At 36.8% G+C, this 269-nt stretch carries 1 pseudogene; it reads left to right on the top strand.

The features are described from left to right. Positions 1-24: 24 nt before the first annotated feature. Positions 25-269 (top strand): annotated as a pseudogene (locus tag EWU23_RS13870) (IS3 family transposase); the annotation flags it as partial.

Below are 269 nucleotides of genomic sequence, written 5' to 3'. Positions count from 1 at the left end.
CATACCACCATTCCAGCCTTACAAATGGCCATCAAGCTTCGAAAAAAGAAAAGATTTGATGAATTAGTACTTCACTCCGATGGAGGTGGTCAATATTATGCCAAGGAGTTTTTACGAATTACTCAAAAACGAGGAATTAAAAACAGTATGTGTAAATACCCCTGGGAAAATGGGAAAGCAGAGCGTATCAATGGAATTATAAAAAACAATTATTTACGGCATCGAAAAATCCATAATTTCGAAATGCTGGTCAAAGAAGTTGACCGAGC

The organism is Aquirufa beregesia, assembly GCF_011090385.1.
GTDB lineage: Bacteria > Bacteroidota > Bacteroidia > Cytophagales > Spirosomataceae > Aquirufa > Aquirufa beregesia.
The sequence above is the reverse complement of the archived record's forward strand: the minus strand, read 5'-3'. Positions and strand labels throughout refer to the sequence as shown.